Below are 14,369 nucleotides of genomic sequence, written 5' to 3'. Positions count from 1 at the left end.
GTCCACGGGACGGTCGACCGCTGGCCGATCCCCCGGAGCCGGTTAGGCTCGGTCCCGCAGGGCCCGCCGTGGCCCCGCTCACCGCGTCACATCCAAGAAGGAGATGCTCACGTGCCGTCCATCGACGTCGTCGTAGCCCGGGAAATCCTCGACTCCCGTGGCAACCCCACGGTCGAGGTCGAGGTCGGCCTCGACGACGGCAGCACGGGTCGTGCCGCCGTCCCGTCCGGCGCCTCCACCGGCGCCTTCGAGGCCATCGAACTCCGTGACGGCGATGCGAGCCGTTACCTGGGCAAGGGCGTGGAGAAGGCCGTCCTGGCCGTCATCGAGCAGATCGGCCCGGAGCTCGTCGGCTACGACGCCACCGAGCAGCGCCTGATCGACCAGGCCATGTTCGACCTGGACGCCACCGACAACAAGGGCTCCCTCGGCGCCAACGCCATCCTCGGCGTCTCGCTCGCCGTGGCCCACGCCGCCTCCGAGGCCTCCGACCTGCCGCTCTTCCGCTACCTGGGCGGCCCCAACGCGCACCTGCTGCCGGTGCCGATGATGAACATCCTGAACGGCGGCTCGCACGCCGACTCCAACGTGGACATCCAGGAGTTCATGATCGCCCCGATCGGCGCGGAGTCCTTCTCCGAGGCCCTGCGCTGGGGCACCGAGGTCTACCACACCCTGAAGAAGGTCCTGAAGGGCAAGGGCCTGGCCACCGGCCTCGGCGACGAGGGCGGCTTCGCCCCGAACCTCGGCTCCAACCGCGAGGCCCTCGACCTCATCCTCGAGGCCATCAGGGAGGCCGGCTACACCCCCGGCGAGCAGATCGCCCTCGCCCTCGACGTCGCCGCGTCCGAGTTCTACAAGGACGGCTCCTACACCTTTGAGGGCAAGGAGCGCACGGCCGCCGAGATGACCGAGTACTACGCCGAGCTCGTCGAGGCGTACCCGCTCGTCTCCATCGAGGACCCGCTGTTCGAGGACGACTGGGAGGGCTGGAAGACCATCACCGCCAAGCTCGGCGACAAGGTCCAGCTCGTCGGCGACGACCTGTTCGTCACCAACCCCGAGCGCCTCGCCCGCGGCATCGAGGAGAACGCCGCCAACGCCCTGCTGGTCAAGGTCAACCAGATCGGCTCCCTCACCGAGACCCTCGACGCCGTCGAGCTGGCCCAGCGCAACGGCTTCAAGTGCATGATGTCCCACCGCTCCGGCGAGACCGAGGACGTCACCATCGCCGACCTCGCCGTCGCCACCAACTGCGGCCAGATCAAGACCGGCGCCCCGGCCCGCTCCGAGCGCGTCGCCAAGTACAACCAGCTGCTGCGCATCGAGGAGATCCTCGACGACGCCGCGGTGTACGCCGGCCGCAGCGCCTTCCCGCGGTTCCGCGCGAACCAGTAGGCACAGCGCCCGCCCCGCCCACCGCTGGGCGGCGAGGGCCGAGCACCGCTCCGGCGGGCAGCGTCGTACGTACGTCCCCGCACCCGGTCCCGTACCGTGTGCGGGGACGTACGCGTGTGACGAAGGCGAACCGGAGGCGGGAACCATGGCGGTGAAGGACCGGGACCGTTTCTCCACCGCGACCAGGATCCGGCTGATCGGCGAGCAGACCGCGGCCCGGGTCTACCGCTCGCAGACCAAGCGCCAGGCCCGCCGTTCCCGGCTGACCGGCCGGGCGGCGCTGCTCGCGCTGGTGGTCTGCTCGCTGGTCGTGGCGCTCGCCTACCCCATGCGGCAGTACGTCTCCCAGCGGGCGGAGATCGCCGACCTCCAGCAGGAGCAGGACGAGGCCCGCGAGCGGGTCGAGCGGCTGCGCGACATGAAGGCGCGCTGGCAGGACGACGCGTACGCCGAGCAGGAGATCCGCCGGCGGCTGCACTACGTCATGCCCGGCGAGACCGGCTACGTCGTCATCGACCCGGGCCGGGCCGAGAAGTCCCGCACGGACCTCGAAGCCGCCGACCGCCCCTGGTACGCGAACGTCTGGGACGGCGTCGACAAGGCCGACGCCGCCGGCCAGTGACCCATCAGTGAAAGCCGCAGAAAAGACAGGTATGGACACCTCTCCGCCCACGACCCCCCGCACCGAGCCCACCGACGCGGACGTCGAGGCCTTCAAGCAGCAGCTCGGGCGCCCCCCGCGCGGGCTGCGCGCCATCGCCCACCGCTGCCCCTGCGGGCAGCCGGACGTCGTGGAGACCGCGCCGAGGCTGCCCGACGGCACCCCCTTCCCGACGCTGTACTACCTGACGTGCCCGAAGGCGAACTCCGCGATCGGCACGCTGGAGGCGAACGGCGTGATGAAGGAGATGACGGAGCGGCTCGGCACCGACCCGGAGCTGGCGGCCGCGTACCGCGCGGCGCACGAGGACTACGTCCGGCGCCGCGACGAGATCGAGGAGCTGAAGAACTTCCCCAGCGCGGGCGGCATGCCGGACCGCGTGAAGTGCCTGCACGTCCTGGTCGCCCACTCGCTGGCCGCGGGCCCCGGGGTGAACCCGCTGGGCGACGAGGCGCTGGCGATGCTGCCTGAGTGGTGGCGCAAGGGCGCCTGCGTGACCCTCCCCGAGAAGGAGGAGGACCGGTGACCCGGGTCGCGGCCATCGACTGCGGTACGAACTCCATCCGGCTCCTGGTGGCCGACGCCGACCCCGTGACGGGCGAACTCACCGACCTGGACCGGCGGATGACGATCGTGCGGCTCGGCCAGGGCGTCGACCGCACGGGGCGCCTCGCGCCCGAGGCGCTGGAGCGGACGTTCGCCGCGTGCCGCGAGTACGCGGGGATCATCAAGGAACACGGGGCGGAGCGCCTGCGCTTCGTGGCGACGTCCGCCTCCCGGGATGCCGAGAACCGCGACGCGTTCGTGCGCGGGGTGCTGGACATCCTGGGCGTGGAGCCGGAGGTCATCTCCGGCGACCAGGAGGCCGAGTTCTCCTTCACCGGCGCCACCAGGGAACTGTCGGGGCGCACCGATCTGCACCGCCCCTTCCTGGTCGTGGACATCGGCGGCGGCTCGACCGAGTTCGTCGTCGGCGAGGACCACGTGCGCGCCGCCCGCTCCGTGGACGTCGGCTGCGTACGGATGACCGAGCGGCACCTGGTCCGCGACGGAGCCGTCACCGATCCGCCCACCGAGGAGCAGGTCGCGGCTATGCGCGCCGACATCGAGGCCGCACTCGACCGGGCGGAGGAGACGGTCCCGCTGCGCGAGGCGCGCACCCTCGTCGGCCTCGCGGGCTCGGTGACCACGGTCTCGGCGATCGCCCAGGACCTCCCCGAGTACGACTCCGCGGCCATCCACCACTCGCGCGTCTCCCGGGCCCGGGTCCGCGAGATCACCGAGTGGCTGCTGCGCTCCACCCACGCCGAGCGCGCGCGGGTGCCGTCCATGCACCCCGGCCGGGTCGACGTGATCGGCGCCGGCGCCCTGGTCCTCCTGGCGATCATGGAACGGACCGGCGCGGAGGAGGTCGTGGTGTCGGAGCACGACATCCTCGACGGGATCGCTCATTACGCGGCGAGCGAGGCACGTTGAGGGGCGGTGCCCGGCGACATGGGTGCCGGGCGGGGCGTCACAGGTTGCGGTAGACGTCCCGCCGGTCGCCCACCTTGACGACCAGGATGACGAGTTCGCCGTCGTTGATCTGATACGCGATCCGGTAGCTTCCGACCCGGAGCCGGTAGAGCCCGGACGGGCCGGTGAGCTTCTTGACGTCGGCGTCATGGCGGTACGGGTCGTCACCGAGTGCGGTCAGCGCGGTCAGGATGCGCATGGCGTCGAGTCGGCTGATGGCCCGGAGCTGCCGCTCCGCCGCCGTGGTGAAGCGGAAGGCGTACTTCACGCCGCCTCGCCGTCCTGCTCGCTGAACAGGTCCGCCAGCAGTTCCGCCATGGTCACGGTGGTGCCGCCCTCGGCCAGTACCGCTTCGGCCTCGCGCGCCAGCATCACGTCGGCTGCTTCCTCCAGCGCTTCGAAGTCCGAGATCGGAACCACGGCCGCCACCGGGGCGCCGTTGCGCGTGATGACGGTCGGGACGCCTTCCTCGGCCCGGTTGATGTGGTCGGCGAGGTGGGCGCGGGCTTCCCGTACGGTCACGGTGTTCTCAGTCATGAGCCCAGTGTACGCGCATTCGTGTACACGCGAGCAGGTGCCGGGAGGCGTTCGTGAGCGATCCTCGACGGCATCGCGTGGTCCGTGGCGTAGCTCTCCTTTGCTACTGACCAGTAGCCCTCCGCTGAGCAGTCGGGATAGCGTTTGAGCGGCGCCCGAGGGGCCTTTTGGCGACCCCGGGCGCCCTCCCCGGGAGGGGTCGGCGGGGAAGTTCGTGAAGTTCTTCACAAGGAATTGTCCCCGGGAGAACGAAGAAGGGGGCTGCGTTGACCCGTTCGAGGCCTCAACACCCCTTTGAACACGTTCAGAAGGTGGTGTGGCGGGCCGTCCGGGCGGCTGTGAACGGAGGCTGAGGAACGGCCTCACGGCGGCTCCGAAGCGACAGAGAGGCAGCTCACGCGGCATTGACAACGCGCCGCGAGGTGATCCGGTTCCCGTTCCGCACTGTGATGTGGATCAAGAAGTGCGGGATGGTAACACAGGGCCTGCCGAAGCTTGTGAAGGGGCGCACGAGGTACCCCCTCTCGGCAGGTGGATACTCGATGGCATGAGCACCACGGAGCGTCCCAGGATCCTCGTAGTAGGCGGTGGGTACGTAGGCCTGTACGCAGCTCGGCGCATCCAGAAGAAGATGCGTTACGGCGAGGCGACCGTCACCGTCGTCGACCCGCGGTCGTACATGACCTACCAGCCCTTCCTCCCCGAAACCGCCGCCGGCAACATCTCCCCGCGACACGTCGTCGTCCCGCTGCGACGCGTGCTGCCCAAGGCGGAGGTCCTCACCGGCCGGGTCACCACCATCGACCAGGACCGCAAGGTCGCCACGATCGCCCCGCTGGTCGGCGAGGCGTACGAGCTGCCCTTCGACTACCTGGTGATCGCGCTCGGCGCGGTCTCCCGCACCTTCCCGATCCCCGGCCTCGCCGAACAGGGCATCGGAATGAAGGGCGTCGAGGAGGCCATCGGCCTGCGCAACCACGTCCTCGAGCAGCTCGACAAGGCCGACTCCACCACGGACGAGGAGATCCGGCGCAAGGCGCTCACCTTCGTCTTCATCGGCGGCGGCTTCGCCGGCGCGGAGACCATCGGTGAGGTCGAGGACATGGCCCGGGACGCGGCCAAGTACTACAAGACGGTGTCCCGCGAGGACATGCGCTTCATCCTGGTCGACGCCGCCGACAAGATCCTCCCCGAGGTGGGTCCCAAGCTCGGCGCGTACGGCAAGGAGCACCTCGAGAGCCGCGGCGTCGAGGTCTACCTGTCCACCTCGATGGACTCCTGCGTGGACGGCCACGTGGTGCTGAAGAACGGCCTCGAGGTCGATTCCAGCACCATCGTGTGGACCGCGGGCGTCAAGCCCAACCCGGCGCTGGCCCGCTTCGGCCTGCCGCTGGGCCCGCGCGGCCATGTCGACACGCAGCCGACCCTCCAGGTCACCGGCACCGACTACATCTGGGCCGCGGGCGACAACGCCCAGGTCCCGGACCTCGTGGGCCGCAAGGCCGGCAACGAGAACGCCTGGTGCCCGCCGAACGCCCAGCACGCGCTGCGCCAGGCCAAGGTCCTCGGCGACAACGTGGTCTCCGGCATGCGGGGCTTCCCGCAGAAGGAGTACAGCCACGCCAACAAGGGCGCGGTGGCGGGCCTCGGCCTGCACAAGGGCGTCGCGATGATCGTCGTCGGCAAGGTGAAGATCAAGCTGAAGGGCCGCCTCGCCTGGTACATGCACCGGGCGTACCACGGCATGGCGATGCCGACCTTCAACCGCAAGATCCGCGTCTTCGCCGACTGGACCCTCGGCATGTTCCTCAAGCGCGAGGTCGTGTCCCTGGGCGCGATCGAGTCGCCGCGCGAGGAGTTCTACGAGGCGGCCAAGCCGGCGCCGGCGCCCGCCGCGGCCCAGCAGGAGCCGAAGAAGACCGAGGCCAAGGCCTCCTGACCCCCGCCTCACCCCGTCGAAGGGGCCGCCCGCCATCCGTGGTGCGGGCGGCCCCTTCGCCGTACCGCCGGGCGCGGGCCCACCGGGGCGGGATCGAAGGGGAGGGGCCCCCTCGACGCCGTGCCTCCCAGCGGGTGCGTTCCCGCGCTCCGTCCGGACCCCCGGGTCCGGCGCCTCCGCGCTCCCGCACCTGGAACCGACACGGCGGCGGGCCCCGTCCCACCCGGAACGGGGCCCGCCTGCCGGCCGTACCGCCCGCGCTACTCGGCCTTGATCGCCTGGAGCACGTTCAGCCGTGCCGCCCGCCGCGCCGGCCACAGCGCCGCCAGCACCCCGACCACCGCGGCCAGCAGCAGGAACACACCCATCCGGGCCCACGGCAGGACCAGTTCGTACGTCGGCATCGTGGTCCCCATCAGCTCACCGACCGCCCAGCCGAAGAACACCCCGAGACCGATGCCGAGCACCCCGCCGAACAGGGAGATCACCAGGGACTCCAGGCGGACCATCCGCTTGATGCCCTTGCGGTCCAGCCCGATCGCCCGCAGCATGCCGATCTCCTGGGCTCGCTCGAACACCGACATCGCCAGGGTGTTGATCACGCCGAGGACCGCCACGATCACCGCCATCGCCAGCAGGCCGTAGACCATGTTCAGCACCAGGGTGAACATCTGCGCGATCTGGTTCGAGAGGTCCTGCTTGTCCTGGACCTGGATGCCCGGGTTGCTGCCGAGGGCCTTCTCCAGTGACTCCTTCGCCGCGCCGGACGTGCCGTCGGCGGTCTTCACCATGACCAGCATGTCGGACGGCTCCGACTCGTGCGGGGCGAGCGTCGCGGTGTCGATCATGATGCCGCTGATCATCTCGTTGGCCACGTAGACACCGGCGACCGTCAGCCGCTGCTTCTCGCCGTCCTCGTAGGCGACGGTGAAGGCCGACCCCGTCGTCCAGCCGTACGTCTTCGCCGTGCCGTCGTCCACGGCCACCCGCGTGCCGCCGACATCGAAGGCGCCGGACTCCATCTCGAACTCGGTCAGCTCGTCGAACGCCGAGCCGGTGACACCGGTCAGGTACTCGGTCTCGCCGTCGATGCGGGAGACCGCGTCGCGCATCGGGCTCGTGGCGGTGACGCCGTCGGCCCGCTCCAGCGTCTTCGCGACATCCGGCGACAGCGCGTTGCCGTTCACCATGGACACCACGTAGTCCGCCTCGATGGAGTCGGCCGCCATCTTGTCGATGGACTTCTGCAGGCTGCCGGCCGCCACCGTCATACCGGTGATCAGGGTGAGTCCGATCATCAGCGCGGAGGCGGTGGCCGCGGTGCGGCGCGGGTTGCGCACCGAGTTCTGCCGGGCCAGCTTGCCGGAGACCCCGAAGACGCGCAGGACCGGCGCGGCGGCGGCGATCAGCGGACGGGACAGCAGTGGGGTCAGGACGAAGACACCGATGATCAGCAGCACCGCGCCGATGCCCATGGGCACCTGGCCGTCGGAACCGCTCATCGTGGTGGCCGCGAGGACCACCGCGACACCGGCCGCGGAGAACAGCGCGCCCAGCGTGTTGCGCAGCACCAGCGACTTGGTGGTCGCCTGGGCGTGCAGGGCGCTCATCGCCGCCACCGGCGGGATCTTCGCGGCCCGGCGGCCGGGCAGCCACGCGGCGAGCATGGTGACCACGATGCCGACGACGAACGCGGAGAGGACCGTGCCCGGGCTGATCACCAGCGGCCCGTCCGGCATGGGCGCGTCCAGTGTGCCCATCAGGGAGCGCAGACCGATGCCGATGCCGACACCGGCGACCAGCCCCGCGACCGCGGCGACCGCGCCCACCACGAACGCCTCGATCAGCACCGACCGCGTGACCTGGCGGCGGGACGCGCCGACCGCGCGCATCAGCGCCAGTTCCTTGGTGCGCTGGGCGACCAGCATGGTGAAGGTGTTGGCGATGATGAACGTGCCGACGAACAGCGCGATGCCGGCGAACACCAGCAGCCCCTGCTTCAGCCCGCTCATCGAGGAGGCGATCGTCTCCGCCTGGTCGTCGGCGAGCTGTGTGCCGGTCGTGGTCTCCACGACGTCGGCGGGCAGCGCCTCCTCCAGCTGGGCCCGGAGCGCGGTGTCGCTGACGCCGTCCTTCGCCTTGACGGCGATCTCGTCGAAGACGCCCTCCTTGCCGAACAGCTTCTGCGCGGTCGCCGTGTCGAACAGCGTGAGGCTGCCGCCGGCCGCGACGTTTCCGTCGTCGGTGGTGAAGATGCCGGTGATCACCGGCTCCAGCACGGGACCGTCGACCGACATCCGCACGGTGTCGCCGACCTCGTACCCGGCGCGTTCGGCCGTCTCGGAGTCGATGAGGATCTCGCCCTCGCCCCGGGGCGCCCGGCCCTCGGTCAGCGGATAGCGGGGGTCCTCGTCGCCCCAGTGGTTGCCGCCCTGCGACTGGAAGCCGTCGCCGATCAGCTCGCCGTCCTTGCCGGCGATCGCGGTGAAGCCGGTGACGATCCCGATGGCCCGCTCGGCGCCGGGCACCCGGGCGCTCTCGTCGACCAGGGCGCGGGTCAGCTCCCGCGGCCCGCCGACCCGGTCGCCCTCGGCCTCCTTCCAGCCGGGGGTGACGGCGACGTCGACGTGGTCGAAGCCCTTGGCGGACTGCTTCTGCAGGGCCGCGGAGATGGTGTTGGTGAAGACCAGGGTCCCCGACACGAAGGCCACGCCGAGCATCACGGCGAGCACGGTCATCAGGAGCCGGGCCTTGTGCGCGGACACGTTGCGCAAGGCGGTACGGAACATGGGAGTCTTCTCGAGTCCAGACGTACGAGGAGGGGCGGACGGGCGGGCGGCGGAGCCGCCGGGCAGGTCAGCTGGTGCGGCCCTTGGCGTCGAACCGCTTCATCCGGTCGAGCACCGAGTCGGCCGTCGGCCCGTGCACCTCGTCCACGATCCGGCCGTCCGCGAGGAACACCACGCGGTCCGCGTAGGCGGCGGCGACCGGGTCGTGGGTCACCATGACCACCGTCTGACCCAGTTCGCGCACGGAGTTGCGCAGGAAGCCCAGCACCTCGGCGCCGGAGCGGGAGTCGAGGTTCCCGGTGGGCTCGTCACCGAAGATGATCTCGGGCCGCGAGGCCAGTGCCCGCGCCACGGCGACCCGCTGCTGCTGACCGCCGGAGAGCTGCGAGGGCCGGTGGCCCAGCCGGTCCGCCAGCCCGACCATCCGGATCACGCCGTCCAGCCACTCCTTGTCCGGCCTGCGGCCGGCGATGTCCATCGGGAGGGTGATGTTCTCCAGCGCGGACAGCGTCGGGAGCAGGTTGAACGCCTGGAAGATGAAGCCGATCTTGTCCCGGCGCAGCCGGGTCAGCTGCTTGTCCTTCAGCGAGCCGAGCTCCGTCTCGCCGATGCGCACGGACCCCGAGGAGAACGTGTCGAGCCCGGCGACGCAGTGCATCAGCGTGGACTTTCCGGAGCCGGAGGGCCCCATGATCGCCGTGAACTCGGCCTGCCGGAAGGCGACGGAGACCCGGTCCAGAGCGACCACCTGGGTCTCGCCCTGACCGTAGATCTTCGACAGCTCCGTGGCGCGTGCGGCCACGGCGGTGGTCCGGTCGGTGAGGGGTGCGGTGGTCACGGGATGGACGCTCCTGTCGGGACGGCGTGTGCTCGGGGACGTCGTCCATCCTTTCGGCGCTTTGCCGCCGTGTAGTCACCCGCTGCTCCCGTTCCGGTGGGCGACCAGGGGCGGACCGGGGGGTGGCGCGTCATACCTGAGGATGACCGCACACCCCGAGCCGGCCGTACCGAGAACGGGTGGAGCGCCCTTGTTCGGACGGTGAAATTCCGTCATTCCGCATACATGGCGGGGCGTCAGACGCAAGGCTGCTGGCACGTGCTGACGGCGCGTTCCAAGTCCTGATGGACCCTCAGGCGCCAATAAAATAAGACAAGATCGGCCCATCCCGCCGTCGGCGGTGCGATGGCCACCGATAGGGTCGGAGCCGCGAAGCGGAGCCCATGGCCTGCCCGGATGGTGGAATGCAGACACGGCGAGCTTAAACCTCGCTGCCCCTGAGCGGGCGTGCCGGTTCGAGTCCGGCTCCGGGCACCACCACGCTTCCCCTCGTGATCGGCAGGAAGCCCCGCCGCCGTCCCCCCGCGTCCACGGGATGGGCGCGGATCGCATTCATGAACGCCCACACCGGGACCGTCGGCCCCGCCCCGCGCGACACCCTGATGGCCCCGCTGCACCGCGTCCCGGACGCCACCGCCTTCGACGGGGCCCACGGGCTTCCCCCCCACCAGGTGAGCGGATGATCTCCGTCCGGTTCCGGGCAGGTACCGGGTCGGTCATGGTTGCGTCCCTCCTGATGAGGGGAATCACCCAGCCGCGTAGCGTGTTGCGCAGCAAGACGAGGGAAAGATCCTCCCCAAGCATTAGGGTCAATCCTTTGCCTACCTATTACTCTTGAGCCAAGGCCGCAGCGAGTGGCCATGGAGGAGTGAAATGAGGAGCAGAAACCCGGTCTTCTCGCGACGGGGGTTCAGCCGCGACAACGGCTACGCGGGCTTCAACACCGCGCCGCAGGCCGGGGGTCCCGCTGTCGCCACGCAGGCCAACCCGTACGCGCAGCCGACGGGCAACCCGTACGCGCAGAACCCCTACGCGCAGAACCCTTACGCGCAGCAGGACCAGCAGTACGGCGCACCGCAGGCACCGGCCACCACCGGCCGGATGACGATCGACGACGTCATCATCCGCACGGCGAGCACGCTCGGCCTGCTGATCGTGACGGCCGCGCTCTCCTGGGCGCTGCTGCCGGTCGACGACGCCAACATCAGCCGGTCCTACGGCATCGCCATCGGCGCCGCGCTGATCGGCATGGTCCTGGCGCTCGTACAGTCCTTCAAGCGCAAGCCCACGCCGGCGCTGATCCTGACGTACGCCGCGTTCGAGGGTGTCTTCCTCGGCGTGATCTCCAGCATCGTCGACAACCGCATCGCGGACGGCGCGGCCATGCAGGCCGTGCTCGGCACGATGGCGGTCTTCGCCGGTGTGCTGGTGGCGTACAAGGCGGGCTGGATCCGCGTCAACCGCCGCTTCTACGGCTTCGTGATGGCGGCCGCCCTCGGCTTCATCCTGCTGATGGCCGTGAACCTGCTGTTCGCGGTGATCGGCGGCGGTGACGGCCTCGGCTTCCGCAGCGGTCCGCTCGGCATCATCTTCGGGATCGTCGGCATCATCCTCGGTGCCTGCTTCCTCGCCCTGGACTTCAAGCAGGTCGAGGACGGCATCGCCTACGGCGCCCCGCGCGAGGAGGCCTGGTTCGCCGCCTTCGGCCTCACGCTGACGCTGGTGTGGATCTACATGGAGTTCCTGCGACTCATCGCGATCTTCAACAGCAGCGACTGACGACGGCCGGCGTCCCGTACGCCACCGACGCCACAGGCAAGGGCCCCGGTTCCACCGGGGCCCTTCGTCGTGCGCGGGGGACGACGGCCGGCGCAGCTTGCGCGCCGCCCTCTCAGGTCGTACTCGTGGACGATCGCCTTGGCGTGGCCGTACGCCAGGCCGTACTCGGACCGGAGCCGGCTCCGGCCCTTCAGGTCACCGCGCCCGAGCGTCCGTCCGTTGGCAACAGTCCTGCCGGGCCGCGTACGCTCGCCGCGTGGTTGATACGACGCCCTTCACCCGTGCCGTGGATCATTTCGCCGACCGACTGCGGGCCGCGCCGCAGAGCCGGCTGCAACGGGGCGGGGCCGCCGAGGCGCTCGCCCTGGCCAGGGAGCTGGCGCGGCGCACCCAGCTCGTCGAGGAGCCGGGCACCGAGCCGCGCGAGATGCCCGACGCGGGCATGTTCGCCGCCGCCGACCAGATCACCGTCGCCGGGCACGACCTGGCCCTCGTACTGAAGAGCGACGCGGAGGTCGGGGAAGCGGTACGGCTGGTGGAGGAGGCGCGGGAACGCGCCGGGGTGTAGCCGGCCCCGAGCCGGACCGCCGGCGCCGGAGCCGGAGGATTACAGGGACGCGATGACGCGGTCCGCCAGGATGTAGACGCTCTCATCGCCGCAGGCGAAGGTCAGCGTGTACGCGCCCGAGACGCCGGAGCCGCCCAGCAGGTACGGGGTCTCGCCCGCGCGCAGGGCCGCCGCCAGGCGCTCCGCGGTCTCCCGGTGGCCCGGCGTCATGCACAGCGTCGTCCCGTCGGCGAACACGTAGACGTCCAGTGTGCCCAGCGGGCCCGGGCGGACATCGGTCAGTCCGGTCCGGGAACCGGCCAGCTCCTCCAGGGCCGTCACGGTGCGCTCGTGGTCGTTCACCACCGGCGAGGGGTTCGGTACGAAGTCCGGGTGCGAGGGGTGACGCCGGCGGGCCGCCGCCAGTTCCGGGGAGTCCCCCGGGTGCTCCTCGATCTCGGCGCCCGGCTCGCTCACCGGCTCCAGACCCGCGAAGTCGGCCTGCCGGGGCAGGAACAGCTCGCTGTCGGCCAGGCCGCCCAGCAGGGACGGCGCGTCGGAGGCGTCACGCGCCTCCTGGGCGGCCCAGAAGGCCCGCGCCTCGGCGAGTTCACGCTCCCGCTCCTCGGCGAGCGCGTCCGCCACCGCCGCGCGTATCTCGTCGGCGTCGGCCGCACGGGCGGAGGGAACGCGAGCGCGCCCGTCGGCGGCCTGGATCCTCGCCAGCTCGGTGTGCAGGGCCGCGACCTGCCGGCGCAGCACCATGATGCTGCGCAGCACGGCGACGCCCACGGCGCCGGTGGCGGCCGTGGTGACCAACAGGGCGATCGGCATGGCGCTCACTGACGTACTCCCGGTTCACAGTCGACCCCCGACTTCCTACATCAGCTTGAAGGGCGGACTGACCTTCTGTCAGTGCGTAACGTCACGAAACGGGCGGCTCTTCGGTTACGGGTCCGCGAGGGGGACGACGCTGACCTGCGAGGACGCCTCCGGCGGGAGGCATAGGTCACATCCTGGGGGAGATTGGATCACAAAACGGCCCGGACCCCGGGCCGGCCGGGGTTCCGGGCCTGTGGTGCACGCACCGTGCCCCGGCGGCTACCGTGCGGTCGCCGCCGGGTCCGAGGCGGTCAGCTGAGGCGCTCGATGACCATCGCCATGCCCTGGCCGCCGCCGACGCACATCGTCTCCAGGCCGAACTGCTTGTCGTGGAACTGGAGGGAGTTGATGAGCGTGCCGGTGATGCGGGCGCCGGTCATGCCGAAGGGGTGGCCGACGGCGATGGCGCCGCCGTTGACGTTCACCTTGTCCAGCGGGATGCCGAGGTCGCGGTAGGAGGGGATCACCTGGGCGGCGAACGCCTCGTTGATCTCCACCAGGTCGATGTCGCCGGCGGTCAGGCCGGCGCGGGACAGCGCCTGCTTGCTCGCCTCGACCGGGCCGAGGCCCATGATCTCCGGGGAGAGGCCGGAGACGCCGGTGGAGACGATCCGGGCGAGCGGGGTGAGGCCGAGCTCGCGGGCCTTGGTGTCGCTCATGATGACGAGCGCGGCGGCGCCGTCGTTGAGCGGGCAGCAGTTGCCCGCGGTGACGAGCCCGTCCGGGCGGAACACCGGCTTGAGCCCCTGGACGCCCTCCAGGGTGACGCCGGCGCGGGGACCGTCGTCCTTGCTGACGACCGTGCCGTCGGGCAGCGTCACCGGGGTGATCTCGCGCTCCCAGAAGCCGTTCTTGATGGCTTCCTCGGCGAGGTTCTGCGAGCGGACGCCGAACTCGTCCATGTCCTGGCGGGTGACGCCCTTGAGGCGGGCCAGGTTCTCGGCGGTCTGTCCCATCGCGATGTAGGGGTCGGGCAGCAGGCCGTCCTCGCGCGGGTCGTGCCAGGTCGAGCCCTCCGACTCCGCGACGGCGGCGGTACGGGCCTCGGCCTCGGCGAACAGCGGGTTGCGGGTGTCCGGGAGGCTGTCGGAGTTGCCCTTGACGAAGCGCGAGACGGTCTCGACACCGGCCGAGATGAAGACGTCGCCCTCACCGGCCTTGATGGCGTGCAGGGCCATGCGGGAGGTCTGCAGCGAGGACGAGCAGTAGCGGGTGACGGTGCAGCCGGGGAGGTGGTCCATCCCCATCTGCACGGCGACGACGCGTCCGAGGTTGTTGCCCTGCTCACCGCCGGGAAGGCCGCAGCCGAGCATCAGGTCCTCGATGTCCTTCGGGTCCAGCTCGGGGACCTTGGCGAGGGCGGCCTGGATGATCGTGGCGGTCAGGTCGTCCGGGCGCATGTCCTTCAGGGAGCCCTTGAAGGCGCGGCCGATGGGGGAGCGGGCGGCAGAGACGATCACGGCTTCGGTCATCACGGCTCCAAG

14 protein-coding genes, 1 tRNA gene and 1 pseudogene are annotated in these 14,369 nt (G+C 70.7%); 9 read left to right on the top strand and 7 right to left on the bottom strand.

The genetic code is table 11. The features are described from left to right. Positions 1–111: 111 nt before the first annotated feature. The 4 genes from eno to ACZ6A9_RS27025 all read left to right on the top strand — a co-directional run bounded on the left by eno (position 112) and on the right by ACZ6A9_RS27025 (position 3,535). Positions 112–1,398 (top strand): phosphopyruvate hydratase, encoded by a 1,287-nt coding sequence (gene eno, locus ACZ6A9_RS27040; RefSeq protein WP_228971194.1) that lies wholly within the window; start codon positions 112–114, stop codon positions 1,396–1,398. A 145-nt stretch (positions 1,399–1,543) separates the two neighbouring features. Continuing rightward, the gene (locus ACZ6A9_RS27035; protein WP_468990188.1) at positions 1,544–2,020 is read left to right on the top strand and encodes an FtsB family cell division protein; all 477 of its coding nucleotides are present in this window, start codon (positions 1,544–1,546) and stop codon (positions 2,018–2,020) included. 31 nt (positions 2,021–2,051) lie between these two features. Then, entirely contained in the window at positions 2,052–2,585 is a 534-nt protein-coding gene (locus ACZ6A9_RS27030) for a DUF501 domain-containing protein (RefSeq protein ID WP_468990186.1), read from the top strand. After that, complete coding sequence (locus ACZ6A9_RS27025) at positions 2,582–3,535, top strand: Ppx/GppA phosphatase family protein (RefSeq protein WP_468990183.1); 954 nt, start codon at positions 2,582–2,584, stop codon at positions 3,533–3,535. The genes ACZ6A9_RS27030 and ACZ6A9_RS27025 overlap by 4 nt, the downstream gene beginning before the upstream one ends. 37 nt (positions 3,536–3,572) lie before the next feature. Here the strand turns inward: ACZ6A9_RS27025 and ACZ6A9_RS27020 are convergent, their stop codons facing one another. Together ACZ6A9_RS27020 and ACZ6A9_RS27015 are read right to left on the bottom strand one after the other, a co-directional pair. Further along, on the bottom strand, positions 3,573–3,842 hold the full coding sequence (locus tag ACZ6A9_RS27020; RefSeq protein ID WP_468990180.1) for a type II toxin-antitoxin system RelE family toxin: 270 nt from the start codon (positions 3,840–3,842) through the stop codon (positions 3,573–3,575). Continuing rightward, positions 3,839–4,111 carry a type II toxin-antitoxin system Phd/YefM family antitoxin gene (locus ACZ6A9_RS27015; protein WP_027750268.1) on the bottom strand — a complete coding sequence of 91 codons (273 nt, stop codon included), beginning with the start codon at positions 4,109–4,111 and terminating at the stop codon, positions 3,839–3,841. The genes ACZ6A9_RS27020 and ACZ6A9_RS27015 overlap by 4 nt, the downstream gene beginning before the upstream one ends. 547 nt (positions 4,112–4,658) lie before the next feature. Between ACZ6A9_RS27015 and ACZ6A9_RS27010 the strand changes: the two genes are divergently transcribed. Next, positions 4,659–6,050: an NAD(P)/FAD-dependent oxidoreductase gene (locus ACZ6A9_RS27010; RefSeq protein ID WP_468990176.1), complete on the top strand. Its 1,392-nt coding sequence runs from the start codon at positions 4,659–4,661 to the stop codon at positions 6,048–6,050. A gap of 260 nt (positions 6,051–6,310) precedes the next feature. Here ACZ6A9_RS27010 and ACZ6A9_RS27005 read toward each other — a convergent pair whose 3' ends face one another. Together ACZ6A9_RS27005 and ACZ6A9_RS27000 are read right to left on the bottom strand one after the other, a co-directional pair. Further along, entirely contained in the window at positions 6,311–8,839 is a 2,529-nt protein-coding gene (locus ACZ6A9_RS27005; RefSeq protein ID WP_468990174.1) for an ABC transporter permease, read from the bottom strand. Positions 8,840–8,906: 67 nt separating this feature from the next. Continuing rightward, the gene (locus ACZ6A9_RS27000; RefSeq protein ID WP_468990172.1) at positions 8,907–9,677 is read right to left on the bottom strand and encodes an ABC transporter ATP-binding protein; all 771 of its coding nucleotides are present in this window, start codon (positions 9,675–9,677) and stop codon (positions 8,907–8,909) included. A 390-nt stretch (positions 9,678–10,067) separates the two neighbouring features. Here ACZ6A9_RS27000 and ACZ6A9_RS26995 point away from each other — a divergent pair. From ACZ6A9_RS26995 to ACZ6A9_RS26985, 3 genes are all read left to right on the top strand, one after another. Further along, positions 10,068–10,154: transfer RNA gene (locus tag ACZ6A9_RS26995), tRNA-Leu, on the top strand. A gap of 77 nt (positions 10,155–10,231) precedes the next feature. Further along, complete coding sequence (locus ACZ6A9_RS26990) at positions 10,232–10,360, top strand: hypothetical protein (RefSeq protein ID WP_468990169.1); 129 nt, start codon at positions 10,232–10,234, stop codon at positions 10,358–10,360. 190 nt (positions 10,361–10,550) lie between these two features. After that, positions 10,551–11,456: a Bax inhibitor-1/YccA family protein gene (locus ACZ6A9_RS26985; RefSeq protein WP_468990166.1), complete on the top strand. Its 906-nt coding sequence runs from the start codon at positions 10,551–10,553 to the stop codon at positions 11,454–11,456. Positions 11,457–11,566: 110 nt separating this feature from the next. Here the strand turns inward: ACZ6A9_RS26985 and ACZ6A9_RS26980 are convergent. Continuing rightward, a pseudogene (locus ACZ6A9_RS26980) lies at positions 11,567–11,689 on the bottom strand (DUF4287 domain-containing protein); the annotation flags it as partial. A 23-nt stretch (positions 11,690–11,712) separates the two neighbouring features. On the opposite strand from ACZ6A9_RS26980, the gene ACZ6A9_RS26975 reads away from it, so the two are divergent. Next, on the top strand, positions 11,713–12,024 hold the full coding sequence (locus ACZ6A9_RS26975) for a hypothetical protein (protein WP_468990164.1): 312 nt from the start codon (positions 11,713–11,715) through the stop codon (positions 12,022–12,024). A gap of 39 nt (positions 12,025–12,063) precedes the next feature. On the opposite strand, the gene ACZ6A9_RS26970 is transcribed toward ACZ6A9_RS26975, so the two are convergent. Together ACZ6A9_RS26970 and ACZ6A9_RS26965 are read right to left on the bottom strand one after the other, a co-directional pair. Continuing rightward, on the bottom strand, positions 12,064–12,846 hold the full coding sequence (locus tag ACZ6A9_RS26970; protein ID WP_468990161.1) for a hypothetical protein: 783 nt from the start codon (positions 12,844–12,846) through the stop codon (positions 12,064–12,066). A 290-nt stretch (positions 12,847–13,136) separates the two neighbouring features. Continuing rightward, entirely contained in the window at positions 13,137–14,357 is a 1,221-nt protein-coding gene (locus ACZ6A9_RS26965; protein ID WP_468990159.1) for an acetyl-CoA C-acetyltransferase, read from the bottom strand. Between the last annotated feature and the right edge of the window lie 12 nt (positions 14,358–14,369).

It is taken from the genome of Streptomyces sp. NPDC041124 (assembly GCF_055592385.1).
Note: the sequence above shows the minus strand (reverse complement) of the source record. Positions and strands in the feature narration are given on the sequence as shown.

Coding starts and splice junctions, on each gene's coding strand:
- ACZ6A9_RS27035 (WP_468990188.1), top strand. CDS start 1,544: ATGGCGGTGAAGGACCGGGACCGTTTCTCCACCGCGACCAGGATCCGG.
- ACZ6A9_RS27030 (WP_468990186.1), top strand. CDS start 2,052: ATGGACACCTCTCCGCCCACGACCCCCCGCACCGAGCCCACCGACGCG.
- ACZ6A9_RS27015 (WP_027750268.1), bottom strand. CDS start 4,111: ATGACTGAGAACACCGTGACCGTACGGGAAGCCCGCGCCCACCTCGCC.
- ACZ6A9_RS27010 (WP_468990176.1), top strand. CDS start 4,659: ATGAGCACCACGGAGCGTCCCAGGATCCTCGTAGTAGGCGGTGGGTAC.
- ACZ6A9_RS27005 (WP_468990174.1), bottom strand. CDS start 8,839: ATGTTCCGTACCGCCTTGCGCAACGTGTCCGCGCACAAGGCCCGGCTC.
- ACZ6A9_RS26990 (WP_468990169.1), top strand. CDS start 10,232: ATGAACGCCCACACCGGGACCGTCGGCCCCGCCCCGCGCGACACCCTG.
- ACZ6A9_RS26985 (WP_468990166.1), top strand. CDS start 10,551: ATGAGGAGCAGAAACCCGGTCTTCTCGCGACGGGGGTTCAGCCGCGAC.
- ACZ6A9_RS26965 (WP_468990159.1), bottom strand. CDS start 14,357: ATGACCGAAGCCGTGATCGTCTCTGCCGCCCGCTCCCCCATCGGCCGC.